The organism is Streptacidiphilus sp. MAP5-3 (assembly GCF_041262505.1).
Classification (GTDB): Bacteria; Actinomycetota; Actinomycetes; order Streptomycetales; family Streptomycetaceae; genus Streptacidiphilus.
Map to the genome: position 1 here is coordinate 1 of NZ_JBGCCL010000014.1, position 20,234 is coordinate 20,234.

General features: G+C 71.6%; 16 protein-coding genes. 4 read left to right on the top strand and 12 right to left on the bottom strand.

All coding sequences use genetic code 11. From position 1 onward, the window contains the following. Window positions 1–302: 302 nt before the first annotated feature. Window positions 303–1,337: an NlpC/P60 family protein gene (locus tag ABH928_RS20990; RefSeq protein ID WP_370068697.1), complete on the top strand. Its 1,035-nt coding sequence runs from the start codon at window positions 303–305 to the stop codon at window positions 1,335–1,337. 20 nt (window positions 1,338–1,357) lie between these two features. Here the strand turns inward: ABH928_RS20990 and ABH928_RS20995 are convergent, their stop codons facing one another. Both ABH928_RS20995 and ABH928_RS21000 read right to left on the bottom strand, forming a co-directional pair. Continuing rightward, window positions 1,358–2,029: a LuxR C-terminal-related transcriptional regulator gene (locus tag ABH928_RS20995; RefSeq protein WP_370068699.1), complete on the bottom strand. Its 672-nt coding sequence runs from the start codon at window positions 2,027–2,029 to the stop codon at window positions 1,358–1,360. Further along, on the bottom strand, window positions 2,026–3,456 hold the full coding sequence (locus tag ABH928_RS21000) for a PspC domain-containing protein (protein ID WP_370068701.1): 1,431 nt from the start codon (window positions 3,454–3,456) through the stop codon (window positions 2,026–2,028). Before ABH928_RS21000 ends, ABH928_RS20995 begins: the two co-directional genes overlap by 4 nt. Window positions 3,457–3,611: 155 nt before the next feature. Here ABH928_RS21000 and ABH928_RS21005 point away from each other — a divergent pair, with 155 nt between their 5' ends. Together ABH928_RS21005 and ABH928_RS21010 are read left to right on the top strand one after the other, a co-directional pair. Further along, window positions 3,612–4,940, top strand: a complete 1,329-nt coding sequence (locus ABH928_RS21005; RefSeq protein WP_370068703.1) for a PspC domain-containing protein — start codon at window positions 3,612–3,614, stop codon at window positions 4,938–4,940. Beyond that, a complete protein-coding gene (locus ABH928_RS21010; RefSeq protein ID WP_370068705.1) occupies window positions 4,937–5,206 on the top strand; it encodes a hypothetical protein in 270 nt (89 codons plus the stop codon). Before ABH928_RS21005 ends, ABH928_RS21010 begins: the two co-directional genes overlap by 4 nt. Here ABH928_RS21010 and ABH928_RS21015 read toward each other — a convergent pair. From ABH928_RS21015 to ABH928_RS21045, 7 genes are all read right to left on the bottom strand, one after another. After that, window positions 5,128–5,646 (bottom strand): TQO small subunit DoxD, encoded by a 519-nt coding sequence (locus ABH928_RS21015; RefSeq protein WP_370068707.1) that lies wholly within the window; start codon window positions 5,644–5,646, stop codon window positions 5,128–5,130. The two genes, ABH928_RS21010 and ABH928_RS21015, sit on opposite strands and share 79 nt — an antisense overlap. A 73-nt stretch (window positions 5,647–5,719) precedes the next feature. Next, a complete protein-coding gene (locus ABH928_RS21020) occupies window positions 5,720–6,517 on the bottom strand; it encodes a class II aldolase/adducin family protein (protein WP_370068709.1) in 798 nt (265 codons plus the stop codon). Window positions 6,518–6,656: 139 nt separating this feature from the next. Beyond that, the gene (guaA, locus tag ABH928_RS21025; RefSeq protein WP_370068711.1) at window positions 6,657–8,252 is read right to left on the bottom strand and encodes a glutamine-hydrolyzing GMP synthase; all 1,596 of its coding nucleotides are present in this window, start codon (window positions 8,250–8,252) and stop codon (window positions 6,657–6,659) included. 99 nt (window positions 8,253–8,351) lie between these two features. Continuing rightward, window positions 8,352–8,723 (bottom strand): chorismate mutase, encoded by a 372-nt coding sequence (locus ABH928_RS21030; RefSeq protein ID WP_370068713.1) that lies wholly within the window; start codon window positions 8,721–8,723, stop codon window positions 8,352–8,354. A 1,083-nt stretch (window positions 8,724–9,806) separates the two neighbouring features. Beyond that, window positions 9,807–10,472 (bottom strand): TMEM175 family protein, encoded by a 666-nt coding sequence (locus ABH928_RS21035; protein WP_370068715.1) that lies wholly within the window; start codon window positions 10,470–10,472, stop codon window positions 9,807–9,809. Window positions 10,473–10,561: 89 nt separating this feature from the next. Continuing rightward, window positions 10,562–12,385: a GMC family oxidoreductase N-terminal domain-containing protein gene (locus ABH928_RS21040; RefSeq protein WP_370068717.1), complete on the bottom strand. Its 1,824-nt coding sequence runs from the start codon at window positions 12,383–12,385 to the stop codon at window positions 10,562–10,564. Window positions 12,386–12,515: 130 nt separating this feature from the next. Further along, window positions 12,516–14,138, bottom strand: a complete 1,623-nt coding sequence (locus ABH928_RS21045; RefSeq protein WP_370068719.1) for a succinic semialdehyde dehydrogenase — start codon at window positions 14,136–14,138, stop codon at window positions 12,516–12,518. Between the two features lie 204 nt (window positions 14,139–14,342). Here ABH928_RS21045 and ABH928_RS21050 point away from each other — a divergent pair, with 204 nt between their 5' ends. After that, window positions 14,343–15,317 carry a hypothetical protein gene (locus ABH928_RS21050; protein WP_370068721.1) on the top strand — a complete coding sequence of 325 codons (975 nt, stop codon included), beginning with the start codon at window positions 14,343–14,345 and terminating at the stop codon, window positions 15,315–15,317. 43 nt (window positions 15,318–15,360) lie between these two features. Here the strand turns inward: ABH928_RS21050 and ABH928_RS21055 are convergent, their stop codons facing one another. The 3 genes from ABH928_RS21055 to ABH928_RS21065 all read right to left on the bottom strand — a co-directional run bounded on the left by ABH928_RS21055 (window position 15,361) and on the right by ABH928_RS21065 (window position 20,234). Next, window positions 15,361–16,791: an NAD(P)/FAD-dependent oxidoreductase gene (locus ABH928_RS21055; protein WP_370068723.1), complete on the bottom strand. Its 1,431-nt coding sequence runs from the start codon at window positions 16,789–16,791 to the stop codon at window positions 15,361–15,363. A 73-nt stretch (window positions 16,792–16,864) separates the two neighbouring features. Next, on the bottom strand, window positions 16,865–18,712 hold the full coding sequence (locus ABH928_RS21060) for a serine/threonine-protein kinase (protein WP_370068725.1): 1,848 nt from the start codon (window positions 18,710–18,712) through the stop codon (window positions 16,865–16,867). A gap of 316 nt (window positions 18,713–19,028) precedes the next feature. Further along, complete coding sequence (locus ABH928_RS21065; RefSeq protein ID WP_370068727.1) at window positions 19,029–20,234, bottom strand: hypothetical protein; 1,206 nt, start codon at window positions 20,232–20,234, stop codon at window positions 19,029–19,031.

Below are 20,234 nucleotides of genomic sequence, written 5' to 3' on the forward strand. Positions count from 1 at the left end.
AAGTCGACTGGCACTTCACCACCGACGACGCACGCGTGAAACTACGCCACCTCTACCCCACCACACAGCGAAATTAAGCTGCGACAATCTACTAGCGAGGCAAAGTCCGATCGTCGGACTGATCCGACTGATCGCCTGACCAGTCGTCATACGGTCGAAAGACACACGCCATCGACCACGACCGGACGATCGGAGCCGCTCCTTCCGTCGTCTTCCGACCAGCCTCGTCAACCACACGGTGCCCACCACTCCCAGCGGGCTAGCGTCGCGCTCCAACCACCTCGGGAGAAGGGAACGCCCTCGTGGCGTCACACCAGAAGCATCGAAAACCCCGGACCTCACCGCTGGCCGGACCGGCTGTCCGCACCGCCGCCACGCTGGTGACGGCCGCAGCCGCCTCCGTGGTGGCGCTGACCCAGCCGGGCCACGCGGACCCGAAGCCGACCCCGAACCAGGTCAAGGCCCAAGTGGGCGAGCTCTACCAGCAGGCCGAGCAGGCCACCCAGCAGTACGACGGCGCAGTCGCCGCGGCCCAGCAACTGCAGGCCCAGGCCGGGCAGTGGGAACAGGAGGCCGCCCGCACCGACAGCCGGCTCAACCGACTGACCAGCGGGCTCGATCAGATGGCCGCCACGCAGTACCGCAACGGCGCCATGGACCCGCAGCTGCAACTGCTGCTCTCCGCCGACCCCGAGGACTACCTCCAGCGCGCCGGCGACCTCTCCCAGGCCCTCGCCTCGCAGTCGGACCTGCTGCAGCAACTCGCCACCGAATCACGGACGCTCCGCTCGGAGCGCGCCGCCGCCGACTCCAGGCTCGCGGCCCTGAAGGCCGAGGAGACCCGGCTGGCCGCGGCCAAGGCCCAGATCCAGGAGAAGCTCGGCGCCGCCCAGGCCCTGCTCAACACCCTGACTGCCGCATCACTCGCCACCGTCACCCAGACCGGCGGCACCACGACCACCCCGCCCGGCCTCGCCGACATCCCCGCCTCGGGCCGGGCCGCAGCTGCCGTGGCCTTCGCCCGGGCGCAGTTGGGCAAGCCCTACGTCTGGGGCGCGACCGGACCGAACTCCTACGACTGCTCGGGCCTGGTCCAAGCCGCCTGGGCCGCAGCGGGTGTGGCGCTGCCGCGCACCACCTACGAGCAGATCGACACGGGGACGCGGATCCCCGTCAGCGACCTCCAGCCCGGCGACCTGGTCTTCTACTACTCCGGCGTCAGCCATGTGGGCATGTATGTCGGCGGCGGCGAGATCATCCACGCTCCGCACCCCGGCGCGGCCGTGGAGTACGCGCCGGTCGACGAGATGCCCATCGTCGGCGCCGTCCGGCCCTGACCGCGCCCTCCGACCGCGCCTCAGACGAGCCGACGTGCCGTGGCCCACCGGGTGAGTTCGTGACGGTTGCTCAACTGCAGCTTGCGCAGCACCGCCGAGACATGGCTCTCCACCGTCTTCACCGAGATGTAGAGCTGCTTGGCGATCTCCTTGTACGCGTACCCGCGCGCGATCAGGCGGAGCACCTCGCGCTCGCGCTGCGTCAGCCGGTCCAGGTCCTCGTCGACCGGCGGGGTGTCGGTGGCCGCGAACGCGTCCAGCACGAAGCCGGCGAGCCTGGGCGAGAAGACCGCATCGCCCTCGCGGACCCGGAAGATGGCGTCGACCAGATCGGTGCCCGTGATCGTCTTGGTGACGTAACCCCGCGCGCCGCCGCGGATCACGCCGATGACGTCCTCCGCCGCGTCGGAGACCGACAACGCCAGGAACTTGACGCCCTCGAGCGATGCGCAGCGCCGCAGCACCTCCACCCCACCGCCGCCGGGGAGGTGAACATCGAGCAGCACCACGTCCGGCATGGTCGAGGTGACCACCGTGACGGCCTGATCGACATCGGCGGCCTCGCCCACCACGTCGACGTTGGTCCGCTCGGTCTGGCCGATCTCCGCCCGGACACCCGTGCGGAACATCCGGTGGTCGTCCACCAGGACCACTCGCGCCTGAGGTCGTTCCGCGTTCGTGTTCGCGCTCATCCGTTCGTCGCCCTCTCCATCTCCAGCTCAACCTCCGTGCCGCCCGCAGGGGCCGGGCGCACCCGGGCGTGGCCGCCGTTGCGCTGCATCCGCCCGATGATCGAGCCGCGCACGCCCATCCGGTCCTCCGGCACCGCGTCCAGATCGAACCCGGGACCGCGGTCACGAACGAACACCCACACCGTACTGCCCTCGACCTCGGCGTAGACCGAGACCGGTTCACCGCCACCGTACTTGGCGGCGTTGACCATGGCCTCCCGTGCGGCCTGGAGCTGGGCGCCGAGCCGTTCGTCCATGGGCGCGTCGCCGACGCAGATGACCTCGACGGGGACGCCGTGCAGGTCCTCCACGTCGGCGGCGACCTTGCGGACCGACTCGGCCAGGGTGTCCGGGGTGTCGTCGTCCGCCGGATCGCCGGAGCGGTAGAGCCACTGGCGCAGGTCGCGCTCCTGGGCCCGGGCCAGCCGGGCGACCTCCTTCGGGTTGTCGGCGTGGCGGAGGATGAGGGTCAGTGTGTGCAGCACGGAGTCGTGGATATGGGCGGCGACCTCGGCCCGCTCCTGGGCGCGGATGCGCTCGCGGCGTTCGGTTGCCAGGTCCTGCCACATCCGCAGCAGATAGGGGCCGGCCAACAGCAGCACCCCGGCCAGCACGACCAGCACGGCCTGCATGACCTTGCCGAACTCGGCCAGCGAGCCGGAGACGACGAGGAAGCTGACCACACCGGCGGCGACCAGGACGACGCCCGCCCCCAGCCGCAGCGTCAGCGCGCCGCCGCTGCTGTCGTCCAGCGAGAACCAGCGTGCCCAGCGGGCGTCGTCGACCTGCCGCCAGACCAGGGCGACACCGGCTCCGGAGATCAGCACCGGCCAGAAGTACGGGTCGTCCTGGCCGGCCGTGAGCACGTTGATCAGCACCAGCACACCCGCCAGCACGGCGACCAGCGCGAGCAGCCGACCCCGGTCGTTGTCGGCCTGGGGCCGCCCGGACGCCGCGCCGCCCTCCTCCGCCGCCGGGCCCCCGGCGGCGGAGTCCCCCTGGAACAACTGCTGGAGCGAGCGTCTGGCCCGGCCGATCACGCCCCGCGACCGCCCGGCCCGGACGGACTCACCCGTCTCGCCTGCCTCGCCCGCCTCGGCTGCCCCGGCGGGCCGACCCGGCCCCCCGGCAACGGCCCGACCCATCGGCACCACGAACCAGAACGCGGCGTACAGCACCAGGCCCAGCCCCTGACCCAGTGTCAGCACCACGAACGCGGCGCGGACCCAGAGCACCGGGATGCCCAGGTGCGCGGCGAGCCCGCTGGCCACGCCGCCGACCACGCGCCCCTCGGGACGGCGGTACAGCTTGCGGACCGGCGTGCCGGGCTGGCCGACTGCGTCGGGCCGGGCGTCCGGGCGGTCGGAGATGAGGTCGCTGCTTGCCACGGTTCGATCGTCACACGGCACGGGTGAGAAAAGCATCAGGGTCGACCCCGATGGTCGCCCTGGTTCCGGAGTCGGGCTGTGTCAGGGTTGATCTCAGGGTTCGACCAGGGAGATGACGGATGGGCACGGGCGCTGACGACCAGCAGGATGGGGGCATGGATCCCACGACCAGCATCCCGCCCCCGCCGGACGGCGACGCCGCACCCGGTGCCGACCAGGAGCCCGCGAGCTCCCGGCCGCCGCTGGAACGCAGTGCCAGCCACCGCGTGGTCACGGGCGTCTGCGGCGGCCTCGGCCGTCGGCTGGACATCGATCCGCTGGTCTTCCGCGTGGTGATCGCGGTGCTCTGTCTGTGGGGCGGCGTCGGCCTCTTCATCTACGGGGTCGCCTGGCTGATGATCCCCATGGAGGGCACCGGCAAGAACGAGCTGCAACGCCTGATGTCCGGCCGGGTCGACGGGCAGTCCCTCAGCGCCGTGCTGGTCACCGTCCTCGGCACCGGCATCTTCTTCTCCTACATGGGCGCCAAGGACCACGTCTTCCCACTGCTGCTGATCGCCGCGCTGGCCTTCGCCGCCCTCCGCTACGACCCCAAGCGCCACCAGTTTCCGCCGCGCGAGCAGGCTCCCCCGGTTGTCCCGGAGCCGGCTCCGGCCACCCCGAACTGGTGGCAGCGGACGGACACACTGCTGAAGACCACCACGACTCCGCCCCCGGGTGAACCGGTCTCCCTGGCGAAGCCGCCGCATCCCCCGACGGACGCCGTCCCCGGTGAGCTGTTGACGGAACCCACCGAGCCGCTCGCTCCGCTGCCGCCCTTCGAGTCCTTCGAACCCTTCGAGTCTGCCGGGGGCGCGGCCGAGCCGGAGCGGCGACGCCGGGTGCGCGGGCCCTGGGGGCTGGCCGTCCTGGTGCTGGCAGCCGGCACCGCAGGAGCCGTCTACGCGGCCCAGGCCCCGCACCATGTCAACGCCCTCGCCGTCACGGCCTCGGCGCTCGTGGTGGTCGGTCTCGGGCTGGTGCTCAGCGGCCTGTTGCGGCGGCGCGCGATCGGCCTCGCCTTCGTCGCCCTGTTGCTCTCCGGCGCCACCGCCGTGGTCGGCGCAGCCCCCTGGCAGCACTGGAGCCATACGACCTGGGCCCCCGCCTCGGCGGCCCAGTTGCAGACGACCTACGACCTCCGCGCGGGCGCGGCCACCCTCGACCTGCGCAACGTCCAGCCGGCGCCGGGTCAGACGGTCACCACCCATGTCAGCCTCGGCGCGGGAACGCTCAAGGTGCTCCTTCCGGGCGGCTCCGTCGCCCCCGAGGTCAGGCTCAACGCCCAGACCGGGGCGGGTGAGCTGAAGCTGCCGGACGGCCGCCAGTTCTCCGGCGTCGGCAGTTCCCGCAGCGTCGATCTGAACCAGGGCGACGCCGCCGCCCACGGCACTGTGACGGTCGAGCTCCAGGTCGGTGCCGGCCAGGTGGAGGTGCTCCAATGAACAGGCGCAGCAAGGCTCCTGGCGGTGGGCGGCGCGTGCAGCTCTACCCGCTGCTGAGCGGTCTCGTCTTCGTCACCGTCGCCGTGCTCTACCTGCTGCAGGCCGGGGGCGTGCTGCGGGTGAACGGGCGAGTCCTGCTTCCCGTCGAGCTGATCGCCCTCGGGGTTGCGGGTCTACTCGCGGCCGTCTACACCCGAGCGCCGCGCGGCGCGGCGGCCCGACGCGCGGCAAGCTTCGGCCAGAGCACGGAGTCCAGCGAGAGATAGGGCGTCCCCGCCAGCACCAACGGGAGCCACGCCATCAGATAGATGAGGTCGTTGCCCAGGAAGTAGGGCGACGTCTGCCAGCTCACGGTGAGAAAGAGCGTCAGGTTCAGCAGCGCCCCGCCGACGGCGGCCACCCGGCCGAGCAGGCCGACCAGGATGCCGACGCCCACCGCGAGCTCGCCGATGGCGAAAGCGAGCGCGAACGCGGTGGGCGCGTGGAGCGCCAGGCTCAACAGCGGCCCGATCGGGCTCGAGGCCCTGAGCGCCCGCGTCATCGACGCGAACGACTGCGCGTCGGAGAGACCGCCCAGATAGTTCGGGTCGGTGAACTTGTAGCAAGCCGCATAGATGAAGGTGACCCCGAGAAACACCCGCAGGGGCAGTAGCGCATAGGTGGTGCCCCATTGCTTCATCCGCTCACGCGAAAGCGCTCCGCCCATGGCTGCTGCTCCTCAGCGTCTCCTCGGTTCCCCGACCAGTACGCCGCGGTGAACCTGCGGGTTCAGCCTAGGATCAGTCTTCGTCGTACGCACCGGCCAACGCGTCCGAGTGCCCCGCGACCAACGGCTGGTAGTTGATCCAGGCGACGAGGTCGTTGCCGATTTGGTCCCGGGTGAGCACGGCGCTCTCGTGCCCGATCTGCACCGGCTTGCCGGCGCCCTGGGCCAGCAGCTGTACCTGGCAGGAGCGCTCCATGGTGATGAACCACCAGGCGGCCGCGTCGACCGAGTCACCGACGGTCAGCAGACCGTGGTTGCGCAGGATCACCGCCTTGTGCGGGCCGAGGGCGGCACCGATCCGGCGTCCCTCCTCCCGGTCCAGCACGACGCCGGTGTAGTCGTCGAAGAGCGCGTGGTCCTGGTAGAACGCGCAGACGTCCTGGGTGATCGGGTCGAGCAGCTGCCCCAGCGCGGAGAAGGCGCGGCCGTGGGTGGAGTGACTGTGCGCGGCGGCGACCACGTCCGGGCGGGCGGCGTGCACCTCGGAGTGGATAGCGAAGGCAGCCTGGTTGACGTGGTGACGGCCCTGCACGACCTGTCCCTCGTGGTTGACCAGCAGCAGGTCGCCGGCGTTGATCTGCTTGAAGGACATGCCGAAGGGGTTGACCCAGAAGTGGTCGGTCCATTCGGGGTCGCGGGCGGTGATGTGTCCGGCAACCCCCTCCTCGAACCCGAACTTCCCGAAGAGCCGCAGCGCGGTCACCAGCCGCGCCTTGCGATAGGCCCGCTCGGCCTCGACGGTCTCGAACTTCGGTGGCAGCGCGAACTGAAGGCTGTCCATGGGGACGGGCTGCGGGGGTGGGTTCGTCATGCTCGGAAGCTACCGCGCGGTAGCGGCGCTTACCAGAGGCAGACGAGCAACCACGCACACACCAGGGGCGCGAGGCTCTGCCGATGTGCGGCAGAGCGTCGCGCCCCTGGGTGGTGCACCTACCGGTGAGAGCGAAGGCTCACTCCCACTCGATCGTCCCCGGCGGCTTGCTGGTCACGTCGACCACGACGCGGTTGACGTCGCGGACCTCGTTGGTGATCCGCGTCGAGATCTTCTCCAGGACCTCGTACGGCAGGCGGGACCAGTCCGCCGTCATCGCGTCCTCGGACGAGACCGGGCGCAGCACGATCGGGTGACCGTAGGTGCGGCCGTCGCCCTGGACGCCGACCGAGCGGACGTCGGCCAGCAGCACCACCGGGCACTGCCAGATCTCCCGGTCCAGGCCCGCGGCCGTGAGCTCCGCGCGGGCGATCGCGTCGGCGTCGCGCAGCAGGTCCAGGCGGTCCTTGGTGACCTCGCCGACGATGCGGATGCCGAGGCCCGGGCCCGGGAAGGGCTGACGCTGGACGATCTCCTCCGGCAGGCCGAGCTCCTGGCCGACCATCCGGACCTCGTCCTTGAACAGCTTGCGCAGCGGCTCGATCAGCTGGAACTCGAGGTCCTCGGGCAGCCCGCCGACGTTGTGGTGTGACTTGATGTTCGCGGTGCCCTCGCCGCCGCCGGACTCGACGACGTCCGGGTAGAGCGTGCCCTGGACCAGGAACTCGACCGGCTCGCCGGACGCGCCCGCCTCGGCGATGATCTCGACCTGGGCCTGCTCGAAGACGCGGATGAACTCGCGTCCGATGATCTTGCGCTTCTCCTCCGGGTCGCTGACCCCGGCGAGCGCGCTGAGGAAGCGCTCCTCCGCGTCGACGACCTTGAGCTTGACGCCGGTGGCCGCGACGAAGTCCTTCTCGACCTGCTCCGTCTCGCCCTTGCGCATCAGGCCGTGGTCGACGTACACGCAGGTGAGCTGGTCGCCGATGGCGCGCTGGACGAGCGCCGCCGCGACTGCGGAGTCGACACCGCCGGAGAGACCACAGATCGCGCGCTTGGTGCCGACCTGGGCGCGGATCGCCGCGACCTGCTCCTCGACCACGCTCGAAGTGGTCCACGTCGGGGCCAGGCCCGCGCCGCGGTAGAGGAAGTGCTCGAGCACCTGCTGGCCGTGCGTGGAGTGCATCACCTCGGGGTGGTACTGCACGCCGTAGAGCCGCTTGGCGTCGTTCTCGAACGCGGCCACCGGGACGACGCTCGTGGACGCGCTGACGGTGAAGCCCTCCGGCGCCGCGGAGCAGGCGTCACCGTGCGACATCCAGACGGACTGCTCGGCCGGGGTGCCCTCGAAGAGGGTGGAACCGGTCTGCGAGACCGCCAGCGGAGTGCGGCCGTACTCGCGCGCGCCGCTGTTGTCGACGACGCCGCCCAGCGTGGTGGCCATCAACTGGAAGCCGTAGCACATGCCGAAGACCGGCACGCCGGCCTCGAACAGCGCCCTGTCGACCGTAGGCGCGCCCTCCTCGTAGACGGAGGAGGGTCCGCCGGAAAGGATGATCGCCTTGGGGTTCTTGGCGAGCATCTCCGAGACCGGCATGGTGTGGGGCACGATCTCGCTGTACACGCGGGCCTCGCGGACGCGACGCGCGATGAGCTGGGCGTACTGCGCACCGAAGTCGACGACGAGAACGGTGTCGACGGCGGTGTCCGCAGGGTCGGGGGTCGCTGATGCCACAGGGCGGCCTTCCGGCGGGTGGTATGGGGAGTCGATCCCCATTCTAACGGGCGGAAGGACCGACCCCCGACCCACACCACCTGCCGGGCCGCAGCGGGTTCAGACCCGCCCGCGGCACAGTTCCAGCAGCAGCATCGCGATGTCGGTGCCCGGACGGCCCAGCCGCTCGCGGTAGCGCTCCAGGATCTCCATCTCGCGGGTGAGCGAGAGCCTCGGCCCGCCGGTCGCGATCCGGGCCTGCTGCACCTCCGCGGAGAAGGCGATCCGGCTCTGGACCAGGGCCAGGATCTCCGCGTCGAGCGCGTCGATGCGACCGCGCGCCTCGGCGATGACCGTCGCCGCACTCTCCCGAGAGAGCGCGGTCGTTGCGGCGGGCGCCTCGGCCGGCGTCACGGCCGTCGGGGTCTCGTCGGTCGGGGTCGCCGCCACGGGGGCCGGGATCGCGGGGGCCGGGGTCGGGCTCTGGGTCATGTTCGCGCTCCTCTGTCTCTTCTGTCTCTGGCCGTCTCTGCGGTCAGTCGGGACGTCGGAGGGGCCGGGGAGCCAGTGGCCCGGGAAACGAAAAGACGCCCCTGGGCCATCGGCCCGGGGCGCCCTCAAGGTCTGCGTCAGTTCAGACGGCATCACCATGGCGACCGGAGCCTCCGGTGCCATAGGTAAAGAAGTAGGCCATCTGGAACATGTCGACATGGTAGCGCGTGACCCGCCGCCAGGAGAATCGTTGTCCCCCATGACCGTACGGGGTGCAGCGTCCCCGCCAGGGACGGCTCCAGCTCCCTTCCGGGGGCGATCGTGCGGCGAGCAGGACCACGCGTGGTGTGACACCCAGTCCGTGGACGCGATGAGGCGTGCGCCGTGAGGCATGCGCCGTGGGACCTCGCGGCCACGCTGTGACCGGACAGCAGGGGACAGCGGCCCGGTTGCGACTGCGGAGAAAGGGGTGGTCGGCCTCGGGGACGCCCTGGGCCGACCGCCCCCGATCCCGCCGTTCAAAGGCGGCACCGAGGGGACGTCGACGCGGCTCAAGGGCGCCAGAGGGGGTGGCGTTGCGCCACCCGGCGCGCGTCATGCGCTGCACTACCGCTGCCGATCCTTGCGGAGCGTGACGAAAAACGAGTCGCCCAAAGTATGTCGAACTGGTTGCGCCAAGCGGGCCATATCCCCCACGATGCTGGTGAGGGGGTGGACCGTACGTACCTGGGACTGTCGGCAGACTGCTGGCCCCAAGGGCGTGGAGTGGCCGACTACCAGCCGCCATGCGTGACGTTGAGTAGTCGATCAGGCTCTCGCGAAGCGCGGCAGGCGCACGGGAAACGCGCGCGCCCCTTGTCACGCGACAGCCGCTCCCCTCAGCACCGACCAACCGACCGACGGCGCCCTCCCCCGGCGTCGTTGCCACAGCACCGGCGCAGCCCTGGCGCCGTGTGCTGCAGCAAGGGGCCCCGCCTTCCCCCGCGGGGCCCCTTGCCCATCCCTACGCGCCATCCCCGACGCCCCAGCCCTCCGACCACACACACCAGGCCCCCGCCCCAGGCGACGGCCGGGCCCGTCGGCTCAGACGGAGATGACCGCCTCGTCGTCCGGCGGCATGTCCGCGCGCAGCGGGATCGGCAGCTGGTTGAAGGCGTAGTAGAGAGCCATCGCCCCGTGCAGCACCATCGTCACCATCGGCGCGACGAACGAGAGACCCAACAGGATCGGGTAGACGACCGACCCGGCCGCGAAGCGGCGGCGGGTGGCGCGGGCCGCGACGACGTCGACCCGGGAGTCGAAGAGGTGTCCGGTCCGGGTGAGCCACCACCACAGCGTCTGGAAGGTCAGCGAGTGGGCGACCATGAAGCCGCTGAAGACGGCGACCGCCACCGTGCGCGCGCCGGGTGTGTTGAGCCAGTCGGAGACCAGCGCGGTCGGGAACGGCAGCGCCGCAACCACGAGCAGGAGCAGCAGGTTGAGTACCAGCAGGCCGCGGTCGACCCGGGCCACGTAGCCGAAGACCGTGTGGTGGTTGATCCACATGATCCCGATGACCAGGAAGCTCACCACGTAGGCGTCATAGGCGGGCCAGAGGTGTCCCAACTGCGACCACGCCGCCCCGCTGCTGGTGATGCGCGTGGGGTTGTTCACCGTCAACTGCAGCACCAGCAGCGTGATCGCGATCGCGAAGACCCCGTCGCTGAACGCCTCGACCCGCCCTGACTCGTTCCTTCCCGCACTGTCCACGCGGTGCAACCTACCGGAGCGGGTCGTGGTGAACGGCCCGTTCGCAGCGACGGCGGCAGCGCAACTCCCCCTTGGCTACTCCTCCTTGGCTACTTCCCCTTGCGCGGCGGGATCTGAGGCACCGCCAGCAACGGGAGCCGCAGCGCGCCGAACGCCGAGTCGGGGACGGCGGGACGCTGCGGGGCGACCGGCTCGACGCGGCGGTAGGCCTCGTCCTGGGCCGGACGCGAGTCGGCCTCGCCCTTGTTCGGCCAGAAGGCCATGGCCCGCTCGGCCTGCGCGGTGATCGTCAGGGAGGGGTTGACGCCCAGGTTCGCCGAGACGGTCGAGCCGTCGGCGACGGTGATGCCCGGGTAGCCGTAGAGGCGCTGGTACGGGTCGACGACGCCGTGCTCGGGCGAGTCGCCGATGACGCAGCCACCGAGGAAGTGCGCGGTCAGCGTCCGGCCCATCAGGTCGCCGACGTTGGTGCCGGGGAAGCCGCCGATCTCGTTCGCGATCGCGCCCGCGGCCTGTTCGGCGGCCGGGATGAACTTCGGGTTGGGAGCTCCGTGGCCCTGACCGGAGCTCAGCTGGCCCTTCAGCGGCCCGCTCTTCCGCCGGGTGACGTTGATCGAGTTGTCCAGCGACTGCATGACCAGCCCGATGATGGTCCGCTCCGACCAGCGGCGCTTGTTCATCGCCCGCACGACCAGGTCCGGCCGCTTGAGCGAGAGGCCGACCGCGCGCAGCAGCCGTGGCGCCCGCCCCTCGCCGGGGACCTGAATGGTCGTCATCAGGCTCATCGCGTTGGAGCCCTTGCCGTAGCGGACCGGCTCGATGTGGGTGTGCTCGTCGGGGTGCACCGAGGAGGTGATCGCGACGCCCTTGGTGAAGTCGACGCGCTTGCCGTAGCGCTTGTCATTGGTCATCGCACCGACCAGGGCCTCGGAGTTGGTGCGGGTCAGCCGGCCGAGGCGGTCCGAGATCTGCGGCAGCACGCCCTCGTCGCGCAGCCGGTGCAGCAGCTTCTGGGTGCCGTAGGTGCCCGCCGAGACGACGATCTTCTGCGCCCGGATGGTGCGGAAGCCGTTCTTGGCCGGGTTCTTCGACCGCGAGTCGGTGCGGCGCGTGTCGACGGCGTAGCCCTCGCCGTCGACCCGGATCGCGGTGACCGTGGTCATCGGGAGGATCTCCGCGCCGTTCTTCTCGGCGAGGTAGAGGTAGTTCTCGGTGAGCGTGTTCTTGGCGCCGTGACGGCAGCCGGTCATGCACTCGCCGCACTCGGTGCACGCCTTGCGGCGCGGTCCGGCTCCGCCGAAGTACGGGTCCTCGACCGAGTCGCCCGGCTTCACCTTGGCGCCCGCGCCGCCGCAGTCCTGGCCGTCGCCGAAGAAGACGCCGACCGGGGCCATGTGGAAGGTGTCGCCGTAGCCGAGCCTCTCGGCGGCGTCGCGCAGGTGCACGTCGGACGGTGTGACGGTGGGGTTGGTACGGACGCCGAGCATGCGCTGCGCCTGGTCGTAGTAGGGCGCGAGCTCGTCCGACCAGTCGGTGATGTCCTTCCACTGCGGGTCCTCGAAGAACGGCTTCGGCGGAACGTACAGCGTGTTGGCGTAGTTGAGCGACCCGCCGCCGACGCCCGCGCCGCCCAGCACCATCACGTCGTCGAGGACGTGGAAGCGCTGGATGCCGTAGAGGCCGAGGGCGGGCGCCCAGATGTAGTTCTTGGTGTCCCAGGAGGTCTTCGGCAACGTCTCGGCGGTGAACCGGCGACCGGCCTCCAGCACCGCGACCTTGTAACCCTTCTCGGTCAGCCGCAGCGCCGAGACCGATCCGCCGAAGCCGGAGCCGACGATCACGACGTCGTAGTCGTAGCCCTGCTCCGCGACCGGCTGCTCCGGCGCTCCGTCCGCCTGCACCTCGGAACTCATCTGACGCGCCCTGCCTTCCGCCGACTCCGCCGGTTCTACTGACTGACTGAACTGTCTGAACTGCCTGACTTGACTGACTGACGTGACTGACTGCTCGTTCGTTCTGCCTGCCGCCCGAAAGGGCGTCAGGTCACTTGAACCGCAAGGCCTTGAGCGTGCCGAGGGCCTTGCCCATGAGCTTCGCGTAGCCCTCGTCGTCCATCCCGAAGGACGGCGTCATCTGGATCAGGCGCTGCACCGCGACGGTCTGCACCTCGGTGTACTTCCAGATGCCTTCCGCGCCGTGGCGGCGGCCGATGCCGGAGTCGCCCATGCCGCCCATCGGTGCCGCGACGCTCGCATACGCGGGCGCGTAGCCCTCGTTGACGTTGACCGTGCCGGTGTGCAGCCGGGCCGCGATCGAGCGGGCGCGACGCAGATCCTTGCTCCAGACACTGGAGTTGAGGCCGTAGCTGGTGCCGTTGGCCCGGTTGATCGCGTCGTCCTCGTCGTCGAAGCGGTAGATCGAGACGACCGGCCCGAAGGTCTCCTCGCCGCAGACCGCGCTCTCGTCGGTTACGCCCTCGAGGATCGTCGGCTCGTAGAAGAGCGGGCCGACGTCCGGCCGCGGCTTGCCGCCGGCCAGCACCGTGACGCCGTTCTTGACGGCCTCCTCGATGTGGCGGGTGACCGTGTCGAGCTGGCGCTGGGAGACCAGGGAGCCCATGTCGGCGCCCCAGGAAAGGCTGTTGCCGAGCTTGAGCGCCTTGGTGCGGGCGACGAACTTCGCAAGGAAGGCGTCGGCGATCGACGAGGCGATGTACATCCGCTCGATGGAGATGCACAGCTGCCCGGCCGAGGAGAAGCAGGCACGGACCGCCCCCTCGGCGGCCTTGTCCAGATCCGCGTCGGCAAGGACCAGCATCGCGTTCTTGCCGCCCAGCTCCATCGACGCGCCGATCAGGCGCGCGGCGGCGCGGGTCGCGACGTCGCGGCCGGTGCGAGTGGAGCCGGTGAAGGAGACGTAGTCGGCGTGGGCGACCACCTCGGGGCCGACGACGGGGCCGTCGCCGATGACGATCTGCCAGAGCTCGCCCGGCAGACCGGCCTCGATCATCAGCTCGCGGGCGCGCAACGCGGTGAGCGCGGTCTGCGTGTCCGGCTTGGTGACGACCGCGTTACCCGCGACGAAAGCGGGGACGGCGTCTCCGGTGAACAGCGCCAGCGGGTAGTTCCACGGCGAGATCTGCCCGATGACGCCCTTGGGCTGACGCAGCTCCAGCACCTGCGTGAGCATCGGGAAGACGCCGCCGCGACGGCGCGGCTTGAGGTACCTGGCGCCCGCCCGGCCGTAGTGGCGCGCCTCGATCGCGGAGGCGAGCACCTCCTCGAAGGCGTGGGCGCGGGCCTTGCCGGTCTCCACCTGGATCAGGTCGAGCAGCTCGTCCTTGTGCTGCAGCACCAGGTCGTGGAAGCGCAGCAGGACCGCGGCACGCTCGCGGACCGGCTTCCTGACCCAGTCCTTCTGCGCGGCACGGGCGCGGACGAAGGCCGAGGCCACGTCGGCGGGCGAGGACTCGGGGATCTCCGCGAGCACGTCGCCCGTGAACGGGCAGCGCGAGGTGGCGATGGTCGGCTCGGCCCCGGTCACCACCGCGCCGACCAGCCGCTTGACCAGCTCCTCCGGCACCGCGTCGGCGACGCTCCGCGCGCCGGGAGTGGCTACCGGATTGCCTGCGACGGCAGTGCTGCTGTCGGTGCTGATGTCAGTCATGGCGGAAGCGTAGGCGTTTTCCGCCGGTTGCGATACCCATCAGTAACAGAAATATGTCTGCGACCGAGCAATCTTTCGAACGTCCGCATACGGGCCGTTCGCATACGAGGCGGGCCTCTGCGGGCTCGCGCGCGCTCCCCTCGACCGCCCCGTGGCGCACCCCGGTGAGTTAGCATGCCCGCGACCAACGAGAGGGGCGGGGCGATGTCGCTCTTTCAGCCGCGCGATCGCGACTCCGAGCCGACAGCCAACTACGGCGGGTACGGCGACGGCTACGGCGGCTATCCGCCCGCAGGTGGCGGCGGCTTCCCGCCCGGCGGAAGCGGCGGCTTCCCCCCTTCCGGAGGCGGCGGCTTCCCCCCTGGTGCCAGCTTCCCCCCTGGTGCCGGCTTCTCCCCTGGCGGAGGTGACGGACGGCCGGACTGGCAGGCGATGGCCGAGGCCAACGAGACCCAGCAGAATCGCAAGCGCCGCCTCGCGGTGATCGGCGGAGTGCTCGGGGTCGCGCTGGTGGGCGGCGTCGTGGCGGCCGTGGCCACGGTCGGCGGCTCCTCGTCGGCGAACGCGAGCGGGTCGAACGGCTCCGCGAACTCGGGCGCGAGCGGCTCGGCCTCGGTGTCGGCGGCCGCGTCGACCGGCGCGTCGATGTCGGCCAGGCCCTCCGCCCCCGCGTCGGCCAAGCCGACCGTCAAGGCGCAGCCGCCCGCCTGGCCGCCGCTCAACGCGGGCGCGGTGCTCTACGCGCAGAAGCTCAGCGTCGGCAAGCAGGTCTACGTCCGGAAACTGACGGACGAGAAGAGCCCGTGCTGGGAGGCCAGCACCGGGCACCTCGGCAACGCTCTCGCGCCCAACCGTTGCAGCCAGATGCTCCGCGCCACCTGGGTGTCGGGCAACCAGGCGGTCAGCGTCGGCGTGGCCGTCTTCCCGGACGCAGCGGCGGCGCAGGCTGCCAACGCGGCCTACGTGGGCCACATCGAGCCGCTGCGCGGGGCCGGCATACCGAACTTCTGCCAGGACAAGACCCCCTGCGCCCTGGCCCACGGCGTGGTCGGCCACTTCACCTACTACGTCATCGCCGGTCCGTCCGGCAGTGCTCCGGGCATGCACAACCCGGCCTCCGTCGCGGCGACGCAGCGGATGGCGTCCTTCGCGGTGACCGCCCTCAAGCGCCAGCGCTGACACCGCAGTTCGGCCCCCCGCGGGCAGTTCGGCCCGTTCGGCCCTACACCAGCTCCGCCACCGCCGTGCCCACCGCGCGGTGGAAGGTGGGGTAGGCCCAGATCGTCGTCGCCAGCTCGCTCAGCGGGATTCGGGCGGAGACGGCGAGCGAGAGCAGCCCGAGGAGCTCGCCGCCCGACGGGCCCGCGGAGGTCGCCCCGACGAGGGTGTCGCCCGAGGCCACGAGCTTGATGAAGCCCGCGTTGCCGTTCACGCCGTGGATGTAGCCGCGGGGGGAGTCGGCCAGCTCGGTGACGGCGACCCGGACCGGAAGGCCCTGCGCGCGGGCGTCGGCCTCGGTCAGGCCGACCGCGCCGATCTCGGGATCGGTGAAGGTGACGCGCGGGACCGCGTGGTAGCGGGCGGGCGCGCCGCCCTGGCCGAGGATGGCGCGGACGGTGATGTCCGCCTGGTACATCGACATGTGCGTGAACGCGCCCTTGCCGGTGATGTCGCCGATCGCCCAGACCCCGATCGGCCAGCGCTCGACCGGCCAACCCTCGGCCGACCTGCCGCCCGGCGTCCCCGCCACGCGGCAGCGTTCGTCGATCGGCACCACCCGCGCGTCCGCCGGGATGCCGAGCACGCCCGCGCCGATCCTGTCCATCGCCACCCGGCGCCCGGTCGCGACCAACAGCCGTTCGCCGCTGAGGCGTTCACCGCGTCGGCAGATCATCTGGAACCGTCCGTCGCGGTACTCGACCGAGGCCAGTTCGGTTCCGGTGTGCACGGCGACGCCGTCGCCGGTCAGCACCTGGGTGACCAGGTCGGAGGACTCCGGCTCCTCCCGGCCCAGCAGGCGCGGGCCGACCTCGACCACTGTGACCGCGCAGCCCAGGCGTTGCAGCGCCTGGCCGAGCTCCAGTCCGATCGCGCCGCCGCCCAGCACCAGCAGCGACTCCGGCAGTTCGTCGGCCTCGATCAGCTCGCGGTTGGTCCAGTACGGGGTGCCCCCGAGCCCGGGGACGGGCGGCGTGACCGGCTCGGATCCCGTTGCCAGCACCACGGCCTGACGGGGCATCAGAACGGACTCCAGGCCGTCGGTGCCGAGCACGGTGACCTCGCCGGGCCCGGTCAGCCGCGCCGTGCCGCGCAGAAAACGGCCGCCACGACCGGTGAAGCGGTCCACCGCGGCCTTGTCGTCCCAGTTGTCGGTGGCCTCCCTGACCCGCCGCGCGACCGGGCGGAACTCCGGGTGGACCCGGACGATGCCCGCCATTCCCGGGATCCGCCGCGCCTCGCCGACCAGGTCCGCCGAGCGGACCATGATCTTGGAGGGGATGCAGCCGTAGTAGGGGCACTCGCCCCCCACCAGCCGTTCGTCGACGCCGACCACGTCCAGCCCGGCGTCCGCCAGCCGTCCGGCGACGTCCTCACCTCCGGGGCCCATTCCGATGACGACCACGTCTGGTGTCTCACGCGCCGAAGCGGGCATGACGTGCCTCCCGAAAGGTGAATTTCAGGGAACGGCTGGGTTCACACCACGGTGTTCACACCACGGTACCGTTCTACCGGGCCCCGGGCACGGTGAACGTCGCCATGACCTCTTCGAACCGGTTGTAGCCGTTGTCCCAGTCCGTCTGCGGGTAGGAGACGAGGAAGTCGTACTCGGTGCCGTCCGCCGCCTGCCAGAACTGCTCCAGCTCCTCGCGGCGCTCGCCCTTGGTGTCGGTGTAGTAGAACGCCAACTGCGCTCCCGGTCGGCCCTGGTAGGTGTTCTGCCCGAGGCTGATCTGCTGGAACGTCTTGTCGTGCGACTGCACCTGGCTCCGGATGGACTGCGCCTGCTGGAACGGCGTGAGCGGGTTGGCAACGGTGACGCCGAAGCGGATCAGGTGCTCGCCGTGGTCGGGGGTGTAGTCGATCCGGCCCAGGCCTCCGCTGGCGTCCCTGGCCCAGGGCTGCGCCGGGTCGTCGGGCATGCCGAAGGAGAAGTGTCCGTCCGGATCGGTGGTCAGGACGTATCCGGCCCCGACCGGCGCCGGTGAGGCGGACGCCGACGCCGAGGCCCCGGGCTGCGTGCCGGTGCCGGTGCCGGTGCCGTTGCCGGTCCCGGACCCACCGGTGCTGTGGTGGCGCAGCAGGTACGTGACGCCCGCGCCCGCGCCGCCCGCGACGAGTGCCGCGACCAGCAGCCACGCCCAGGCCCGGCCGCGCCGCGCCTTCGGACGCACCACAGCGGTCACCGGCTCGCCGCCGGAACCGCTGCCCGGTATCGGGGACGACATCGGGGTCCCCTGCGCCGGGACACGCGCCGTCGGGCCGGTCGGCAGGCCGCTCCGACCCTGGCCGCTCACGGCACCGGCCTGGCCCGGTACCACCGCCGTCGCCACAGCCGTCGCCTCGCCCGCCACCGGGCTGACGACGGTGCCGAGCGCGGTCGGCGCGTGGCCGTCCTCGTACGGGCCGTCGTGCAGTCCGTCGAACGTGCCGTCGTAGCTGCCGTCGTTCCCGGCCGGCTCCAGCCGGTCGACGGCCGGAACCGACTGGGTCGGGGTGCGCAGCGGGCTCGGACCGAGGGTGATGTTGGTGGTGTGGCCCGCGGCGACGCTCTCCAGCATCCGCAGCACGTCGGCCGCGGGCGGGCGCTCCTGCGGGTCCTTGGCCATCAGCGCGCGTAGCACCGGCGCCAGCGCCCCGGCGTTGCGCGGCTCCGGCAGCGGGTCGGTGACCACCGCCGCCAGCGTCGTCAGCGGTGACTCCCGGCGGAACGGCGACTCCCCCTCGACGGCCGCGTAGAGGGTCGCGCCGAGCGCCCACAGGTCCGACTCAGGCCCGGGACGGCCGCCGTGGACACGCTCGGGGGCCAGGTAGTCGGGCGAGCCGACCAGGTCGCCGGTGCGGGTCAGCGCGGAGTCGCCGACGAAGGTCGCGATGCCGAAGTCGGTCAGCACGACGCGGCCGGTGGCGCGCTCCAGCAGCACGTTGGCGGGCTTGACGTCGCGGTGGATCACGCCGGCCTGGTGGCCCCGGTCCAGCGCGGACAGCACCTGCGCGCCGATCCGGGCGGCCTCGCGCGGGTCGACCACGCCCTCCTGCTCGACCAGTTCGGACAGCGACCGGCCGTCGATCAGCTCCATCACGATCCACGGCTTGCCGTCCTGCTCCAGGACGTCGTGGATGGTGATCACACCGGGGTGCTTGATCCGCGCGGCGGCGCGGGCCTCCTGCTTCATCCGCGACTGGACGATCTGCAGGTCCTCCTCGGCGAGGTGGCCGACGGAGAGCTCCTTGACCGCGACCTCGCGGTCCAGCATCTGGTCGGTGGCACGCCACACGGTGCCCATGCCGCCGCGTCCGAGGCGCGCGCCGAGCAGGTATCTGCCCGCCAGCATGCGGCCGGTCTCCGTGCCCACCGTGAGCCCCCTCATCCCGCTCGTCCTGCCGTCCACCCAGTGCCCGCGGCAGGAACCGCGGTACGGCGCACCTTATCCCGTGCCCAGACCTCCCGGCGGCCCCAGGCGACGCCTTGAGACCGGGATGTGACGCTCCCGCACACCGACCGTCGCGCAGCTGTCACTGAGGATCCGTGACACGATCCGTCACGCTGCCCCCAAGGCGTCCCGTGGCCCCCGGTACGGCCGTCGGACCACGTCGTCCGGCCACGCCGACCGCCCCGCACGCGGGCCCTGCGCACCGCCCTGTGCGCCGCCCTGTGCACCTCAGTGCGCCTCAGTGCGCCAGCATCGAGACGAGCACCAGTGCGATCAGGGTCACAAGGATAATCACACCGACCAGCAGTGGTCCCAGCAGCACCGTCCCCCGCTTGGGAGCCGCGTGGTGGTGCCGTTCGGCGACCTCCGCCGGGGTGCGCTGGGCCGGAAGTCGCGCCGCGCCGCCCGCCCGGTCGGAGGGCGGCAGTTCCAGCCTGAACTCCGTTGCCCCGGTCAGCGGTTCGGGTGCGCGCTGCAGCAGCCTGCGCAGGGCGCTGCGGACCGCGGGCAGCCCCGGCCGCCGGTTCGGGTCGGCGTCGAGCAGGCGCACGACCACTGGCCAGACCGGGCCTGCCGATCGCGGGTCCGGCAGGACTCCCGCCCGTACCGCGTAGAAGAGCTGCTCCGCGTCGCTCTCGGGGAACGGCGCCTTCCCGGTGCAGGCCCGGTAGAGCAGCACGCCCAGCGCCCAGACGTCCGCCGCCGGGCCGACCGGGACTCCCGTCCCGTCCACGACGCCGAGCTGTTCGGGCGCCCAACGCTCCGCCACCGGACCGACGACGACCGACCGCGCGTCCCTGGCCCGCACCCGGGCCGGGCTCCACAGCGCCGTCGGCACGCCGGCGCCGGCCTGAGCGGTCCCAGGACCGCCGCAGAGCGCCTCCTGCGCGGCGGAGACCGCCAACCCGCCCAGCAGCGCGGTGCCGTCCTCGCAGACGGTCACCGACAGCGCAGTGACGTTTCCGTGCACGATCCCGGCCCGGTGCACGGCCTCCAGCCCGGTCGCGACGTCGTAGACCACCTCGGCCGCCCGGTAGGGCGTCAGCGGGCCGTCCTCCAGCAGCTGAGCCAGCGGAATGCCGGGGATGCGCTCGCCGACCGTCCAGAGGTAGCCGCTCTCGGCGAAGGCGTGGAAGACCTGGTTCAGCCGCGGGTGGTCGCCCACCGCCTGCGCCACGGTGGCCGCCTGCGTGAACGCGAGGGTGGCGGCGTCGTTCTCGTCCGTGTCGCCCTTCGCCCCGCCGGCCCCGCCCGTGCCGCCGGCCCCGTCTTCCGCTTCCTCGGTGAACTGGTCGAACGGGCGCACCAGTTCGGGCAGCGGCACGGCTTCGAGCAGGACCGGTGCGCCGCTGCGCAGGTCCATCGCCTCGACGGCGGCACCGCGGCGACGCTCGGTGAGCTCGTAGCGCTCGGCGAGCAACCGCCCTGCGGACGCCCTGGCCAT